This window comes from Streptomyces triticagri, assembly GCF_003429565.1.
In the GTDB taxonomy this organism is placed as follows: Bacteria; Actinomycetota; Actinomycetes; order Streptomycetales; family Streptomycetaceae; genus Streptomyces; species Streptomyces triticagri.
This window is the reverse complement of sequence record NZ_QUAK01000173.1, coordinates 1-5,776: the sequence shown is the minus strand read 5'-3', so window position 1 is coordinate 5,776 and position 5,776 is coordinate 1. Positions and strand designations below refer to the sequence as shown.

The following is a 5,776-nucleotide window of genomic DNA, read 5'->3' as shown; positions in this document are numbered from 1 at the left end:
CGCCGCGGACTCCCCGCGGCGACGGCGCCGGTGCATGGCGGGCGACGCGCTAGCATCGGCCAGCGTCGGCGGGCAGCGGCCCGACCTCCACGCCAGGGAGCGAAACGTGCTGATCACCCACGACACCCGGTGCGCGCTCGACACCGTGGTGGATCTGGTGAACACCGCACCGGACGGCGACACCGGTGACGGGATCCCCGACGTGACCGCCTTGCACGAGTTCGTACGCAGCCACCAGGTCAGCGACGTGGGCACGCTCGCGGAGCACGATCTGGCCGCCGTCCACCGCGTACGGGGCCGCTTCGCCGAGGTCTTCGCGGCGACCGAGCCGCGCGAGGCAGCCGTCCTGATCAACGACCTGGTGGCCGCCGCCGGCACCACCCCACGGCTCACCGACCACGACGGCTACGACTGGCACATGCACTACTTCGCGCCCGGCGCCTCGGTCGCGGACCACCTCGCCGCGGACTGCGGGATGGCCCTGGCGTTCTTCGTCGTGGCCGGTGAGCAGGATCGGCTGCGGCGCTGCGAGGCCCCGGACTGCCGCCGTGCCTTCGTGGATCTGTCGCGGAATCGCTCACGGCGCTACTGCGACAGCCGCACCTGCGGGAATCGGCTGCATGTCGCCGCCTACCGGGCCCGCCGCAAGGAAGCCGCGGGCTGAGCGGTGCGGCGGCATTCGCCGGCAGTGGGGCGGGCTCAGAGCAGGAACAGATCATGAGCCGCCCCGAGCAGCAGTAGCCCGCCGATCACCGCGAGGAAGATCATCAGGGGTGGCTGGGAGAGCGCGAAGAGACAGCCTCGCTGCTCGGACGGGGGTGCGGGGGCCTGGCCCCGGGAAGTGTCGTGCATCTCGGGGCGAATGATGGCTCAGGCGGAGCTCGGGCACCGACCAACACGCCAATGAGATGCGGGAGTTCGCCGGAATCCGGGGCCGCTTCCCGCATGCCGGACAGCCACACCTGCCGGGCGGCCGGTCGGACCGGCTGCACCGACCGGTCCGCCGGTGCTTCGTGGCTCAGATGCCGTGCTTCTTGAGGATCGCCTCAATGTCGGAGAAGTCCTCCTGCGGTTCCGCCGAAGGCTTGGCATTGGCCTTGGTCTGCGGCGCGGCGGACTGCCCGGCGCCCAGCGACGGGGCGGACGCGGCGGGTGCGACGGCGGCGCCCTGCTCGGCACGCGCAGCCGCCTTTCGTTCCTTGCGCGTACCGCCGCGCCGGCGCTCCACGGCACGACTGCTCGCGAACAGCACCCAGGACAGCCCGAGCACACCGAAGCCGACCCAGGTACTGGGCTTGAAGACCAGGTCGGAGACCCATTGCACGACACCGGTCATCACCAGGCCGACCGGGATCAGCGAGTACGCCGCGATGCGCGTCGCGGCCAGGAAACGCTTGCGGTACGCGGTGATCGCCGCGATGCCCAGGCCGGCCGCGGACACCGCTGAACAGATGGTCTCGGCAAGCATCCGGTCCTCCAGCTGGGAGCTTTACGGTTACGTCCTCTCCATCCTGCACCGTCGAGGCACCATGGGGCCACGATCGGGCACGACCTCAGGGACAACTCAGGGGCGGATCTCCTCCCCAGTCAGGGCCGCGCCTCCTTCGGAGGTCCGGATCGGACTCGTAGGTGATGCGGATCGGACTCGTAGGAGATGCGGATTGGGCGCCTACCCGGCGGGCTGGAAGACTGACGGCATGAGCGACTCCTCCCCCAAGCGCCCCGTCGTCCTCGACGTCTGGTGCGAACTGCAGTGTCCGGACTGCCGCGACGCCATCGACGACATCCACGCGCTGCGCACGGCCTACGGCGATCGCATCGACGTACGACTGCGGCACTTCCCGCTGGAGAAGCACAAGCACGCCTTCGCCGCCGCCCAGGCCGCCGAGGAGGCCGTCGCCCAGGGCAAGGGCTGGGAGTACGTCGAGGCCGTCCTGGCCCGGGTCGGTGAGCTCGACGGCAGGGGCGAGTCCCTGCTGGTCGAGGTGGCGGGTGAACTGGGCCTGGACGCCGAGGAGTTCGACACCGCACTGGTGGACGGCCGGCACATCCTGATCGTCGACGCGGACCAGGCGGAGGGCAAGGCCATCGGCGTCACCGGCACCCCGACGTACGTCATCGGCGACGAACGCCTCGACGGCGGCAAGAGCCAGGAAGGCCTGCGGGAGCGGATCACCGCGATCGCCGACCGGCTTCTCGAGGGAGACGGCACGGCCTGACGGACGCCGCCCTCAGACCAGAGATTTGTACAGGTAGTACGTCAGCGGCTGGTAGCCGAGGGACTCGTAGAGGCAGAGAGCCGGGATGTTCCCGGCGAAGACGTTGAGTCCGAGGACGTCGCGGCCCGCCGCCAGCACCTCGGACTCGGCGAGCAGCATGAGCGAACGGCCGTGCCCTCTCCCCCGGTACCACTCGTCGACCTTCACGTCGAAGACGTACGCCATGGGGTCGCCCAGCGACACCCACAGGCTGCCGACCGCCGCGCCGGCGGAGTCCTCCAGGATCCGCAGTACGACTCCCGGTGTGTGCCGGCCCTCGGGCATGAACCGGGCGTGGTCGTGCGCGGCCTTGGCACGGGCCTCGGCCTCCGGGACGCCACGCTCGATCCAGCTCCGCGCATATGCGTCCTGGCCGGCCGCGAGCCACGGCTCGTACTCGTCGTCGGTCATGGGGCGCCCGCGGCTGCCGTCCGGCAGCTCGACGGGCCCGCCGGCCGTGAGGGGCTTGGACAGCTGACGGTTGCGCTCGATGTAGCCGAGTGCCTGCGCGAGGGTCACGGCGGCCGTGGACTCCGCCGGAACAGAAGCCTCCACCCGGCGGCAGCCCCAGCTGCGGAGCACCTCCTCCGCGGCCAGCGCGGCCACCGTGCCCCGACCCCGTCTGCGGTCCGGCTCGTCGATCCGCAGCGACAGGATCCGGCCCACCTCGGGGCCGAAGGCCTCGTGCGTGGCGAGTTCCGTCTCGCCGACCGCGCGGCTGTTCACGCACACCTGGTAGTGGCGGGAGCGGACTCCGTCCTCGGACTGCTGGATCGGCCCGGTCGGCCGCAGGGTCGTGGTCATCGTTCGGTTTCTACCCGCTGCCGCCGCGGCAGTCATCCTGATTGACGGGTCGCGCGTCCGGAATCACGGGTCGAGGTCGTTCCCCGCGCGCTCGTCGAAGATCTGCACGGCCTTCGCCGTCACCGGGCCCGCGACACCCGGGAGTTCACGGCCGTCGACCCGGTGCACGGCCTGGATGTCGCGCAGCGACGAGGTCAGGAAGACCTCCTCGGCGCGCTCCAGGACGTCCAGCGGCAGGTCGGTCTCGCGGGCGCCCGTCCACTCGACGACCAGGGCGCGGGTGATGCCGGCCAGCGGGCCGGCCGACAGGGGCGGGGTGTGGAGCTCGCCGTCGAGCACGACGAAGACGTTGGAGCCCGTGCCCTCACAGAGATTGCCCACGGTGTTCGCGAACAGCGCCTCGCTCGCGCCCTGTTCGCGCGCGCGGGCGAGCGCCACCACGTTCTCCGCGTACGAGGTGGTCTTCAGGCCGGTGAGCGCACCGCGCTCGTTGCGGGTCCAGGGGACGGTGATCACCGCGGTGCTGTCCGGCCGCTTGCCGGCCTCGCCCAGGGCCACGACCAGCGTGGTGCCGTTGTCGCCCCGGTCCGAGCCGAGCGGCGAGAGTCCGCCGGTGTAGGTGATTCGGAGTCTGCCGTACGGCACCGGGTTGGCCTCGAGGACGGCGGCGCAGGCGGTGCGCACCTCGTCGAGGTCCGGGGCGGGCAGCCCGAGCCCGGCGGCCGAGCGGGCGAGCCGGTCGAGGTGGCGGGTCAGGGCGAAGGCGTGGCCGTCGACCGCCTTGGCGGTCTCGAAGATGCCGTCGCCGACGGTGAGTCCGTGATCGAGGACGGAGACATGGGCCGCGTCCGCGTCCCGCAGTCCGCCGTTGAGCCAGATCTTCACGCTCGGATCCCTCCGTCTTGCTCATGCTGCCCGTACCGGGCCGATGCTACGGCGAGCAGCCGCGATGCCTTCAGTTCGGTCTCGCGCCACTCGCGTTCCGGGTCGGAACCCCAGGTGATCCCCGCACCGGTGCCGAAGCGCAGCAGCCCCTGCCCGCGGTCCGCCCAGAAGGTCCGGATGCCGACGGCGAGCTCGCCCCGCGCGCGGTCGGCGTCGACCCAGCCGATGCCGCCGCAGTACGGGCCGCGCGGTGCGGTCTCCAGCGCCTCGATGATCCGCAGGGCGCTGGACTTGGGGGCGCCGGTGACGGATCCGGGCGGGAAGGTGGCCGCGAGCAGCTCGGCCCAGCCGACACCGTCGGCGAGTTCACCGCGTACGGACGACACGAGGTGCACGAGACCGGGGTGCTTCTCGACGGCGCACAGGTCGGGCACGGTGATCGACCCGGTGGCGCAGACCCGGCCCATGTCGTTGCGGACCAGGTCCACGATCATCACGTTCTCGGCGTGGTCCTTGTCCAGGAGGTCCGCCTCGGTACGGCCGGTGCCCTTGATCGGGCCGGACTCGACGACCGTGCCCGACCGGCGCAGGAACAGCTCTGGCGAGGCCGTCGCGATCTCGACGCCGTGTCCCGGGAGCCTGATCGTCCCCGCGTACGGCGCCGGATTGCCGTGGGCGAGCAGTGCGGTGAGGTCGTCGATGTCGGCGTCCGGCGCGACCGGTGCGGAGAGAACCCGGCAGAGGTTGGCCTGATAGACCTCGCCTGCCTCGATGTGGCGCCGGATGCTCCGGACCCCCGCCACATACGCCTCGCGGTCGAGCGACGACGTCCAGTCACCGACGGCCGGGCCACGCCAGCGGCCCGGCACGATCTGCGGGGCCGGGTCTGCCACCACGCGTCCGAAGCGCGCGCAGATCAGCCGCCCCTCGAAATCGGCGGACACGGCCCAGAATCCTTCGGAGTCCAGGGCCGCAGGGTCGCTCGTGACGTCACGCAGATCGGACGCGACGAAACCGGAGAAGCGGGCGAGGGCGGGTAGGTCGGGCACGGATGCGAGTGTATGACCGGCGGCGGACACGCACCCCGGGCCGGTGTCGGCGGTGCACGCTGGGTAAACACGTTTTTGAACTGGCTGCGTAATCCGCTAGAGTTCAAGGCGTCGCCGGGACGCGGAGCGCCGCCGGACAGACAAGCGGACGTAGCTCAGTTGGTAGAGCGCAACCTTGCCAAGGTTGAGGTCGCGAGTTCGAACCTCGTCGTCCGCTCGAAGTGGGGGATCTTCCCGAACCCCTACGCTCCGGGTGGAGTGGCCGAGAGGCGAGGCAACGGCCTGCAAAGCCGTCTACACGGGTTCAAATCCCGTCTCCACCTCCAAGGACGATTAGCTCAGCGGGAGAGCGCTTCCCTGACACGGAAGAGGTCACTGGTTCAATCCCAGTATCGTCCACTGCCCGGTTCGTTTACGGGCCCCGCGCGATTAGCTCAGCGGGAGAGCGCTTCCCTGACACGGAAGAGGTCACTGGTTCAATCCCAGTATCGCGCACGCGGTCCCCACGATTCAGGTCGTGGTCCCGAGGACGATTAGCTCAGCGGGAGAGCGCTTCCCTGACACGGAAGAGGTCACTGGTTCAATCCCAGTATCGTCCACAGCATCAAGAAGCCCCCGGCCTTCGGTCGGGGGCTTCTTCGTTCTCGGGGCCGGCGACCCGGGGGCCGGCTACCCGGCGGCCCGGCTCAGGAGGAGAAGAGCATCCGGCCGAAGCCCTTCTTCCGGTAGTGCCCGTAGTGCGCGCCGTGGTGGCCGCCGCCGTGCGGGGCGCCCCAGGCG

At 70.8% G+C, this 5,776-nt stretch carries 7 protein-coding genes, 5 tRNA genes and 1 pseudogene; 7 read left to right on the top strand and 6 right to left on the bottom strand.

The features are described from left to right. The first annotated feature begins 106 nt into the window (after window positions 1–106). Window positions 107–664 (top strand): CGNR zinc finger domain-containing protein, encoded by a 558-nt coding sequence (locus DY218_RS25770; protein ID WP_128558534.1) that lies wholly within the window; start codon window positions 107–109, stop codon window positions 662–664. 35 nt (window positions 665–699) lie between these two features. Here DY218_RS25770 and DY218_RS34635 read toward each other — a convergent pair whose 3' ends face one another. Next, window positions 700–852 (bottom strand): hypothetical protein, encoded by a 153-nt coding sequence (locus tag DY218_RS34635; protein WP_199566855.1) that lies wholly within the window; start codon window positions 850–852, stop codon window positions 700–702. Window positions 853–1,018: 166 nt separating this feature from the next. Then, window positions 1,019–1,468: a hypothetical protein gene (locus DY218_RS25765; RefSeq protein WP_128558533.1), complete on the bottom strand. Its 450-nt coding sequence runs from the start codon at window positions 1,466–1,468 to the stop codon at window positions 1,019–1,021. Window positions 1,469–1,697: 229 nt separating this feature from the next. Between DY218_RS25765 and DY218_RS25760 the strand changes: the two genes are divergently transcribed. Continuing rightward, on the top strand, window positions 1,698–2,219 hold the full coding sequence (locus DY218_RS25760; protein WP_128558532.1) for a DsbA family protein: 522 nt from the start codon (window positions 1,698–1,700) through the stop codon (window positions 2,217–2,219). Window positions 2,220–2,231: 12 nt separating this feature from the next. On the opposite strand, the gene DY218_RS25755 is transcribed toward DY218_RS25760, so the two are convergent. From DY218_RS25755 to DY218_RS25745, 3 genes are all read right to left on the bottom strand, one after another. After that, window positions 2,232–3,062, bottom strand: a complete 831-nt coding sequence (locus DY218_RS25755; RefSeq protein WP_128558531.1) for a GNAT family N-acetyltransferase — start codon at window positions 3,060–3,062, stop codon at window positions 2,232–2,234. Between the two features lie 63 nt (window positions 3,063–3,125). Next, window positions 3,126–3,947: an aminotransferase class IV gene (locus tag DY218_RS25750; protein ID WP_128558530.1), complete on the bottom strand. Its 822-nt coding sequence runs from the start codon at window positions 3,945–3,947 to the stop codon at window positions 3,126–3,128. Further along, complete coding sequence (locus DY218_RS25745; protein ID WP_128558529.1) at window positions 3,944–4,996, bottom strand: chorismate-binding protein; 1,053 nt, start codon at window positions 4,994–4,996, stop codon at window positions 3,944–3,946. The genes DY218_RS25750 and DY218_RS25745 overlap by 4 nt, the downstream gene beginning before the upstream one ends. A 144-nt stretch (window positions 4,997–5,140) precedes the next feature. On the opposite strand from DY218_RS25745, the gene DY218_RS25740 reads away from it, so the two are divergent. From DY218_RS25740 to DY218_RS25720, 5 genes are all read left to right on the top strand, one after another. After that, window positions 5,141–5,213 (top strand) — tRNA-Gly (locus DY218_RS25740). 35 nt (window positions 5,214–5,248) lie between these two features. Next, window positions 5,249–5,322: transfer RNA gene (locus DY218_RS25735), tRNA-Cys, on the top strand. A 1-nt stretch (window position 5,323) separates the two neighbouring features. Next, window positions 5,324–5,395: transfer RNA gene (locus DY218_RS25730), tRNA-Val, on the top strand. Between the two features lie 24 nt (window positions 5,396–5,419). Further along, window positions 5,420–5,491 (top strand) — tRNA-Val (locus DY218_RS25725). A gap of 32 nt (window positions 5,492–5,523) precedes the next feature. Beyond that, window positions 5,524–5,595, top strand: a tRNA-Val gene (locus tag DY218_RS25720). Between the two features lie 87 nt (window positions 5,596–5,682). On the opposite strand, the pseudogene DY218_RS25715 reads toward DY218_RS25720, so the two are convergent. Further along, a pseudogene (locus DY218_RS25715) lies at window positions 5,683–5,776 on the bottom strand (zf-TFIIB domain-containing protein); the annotation flags it as partial.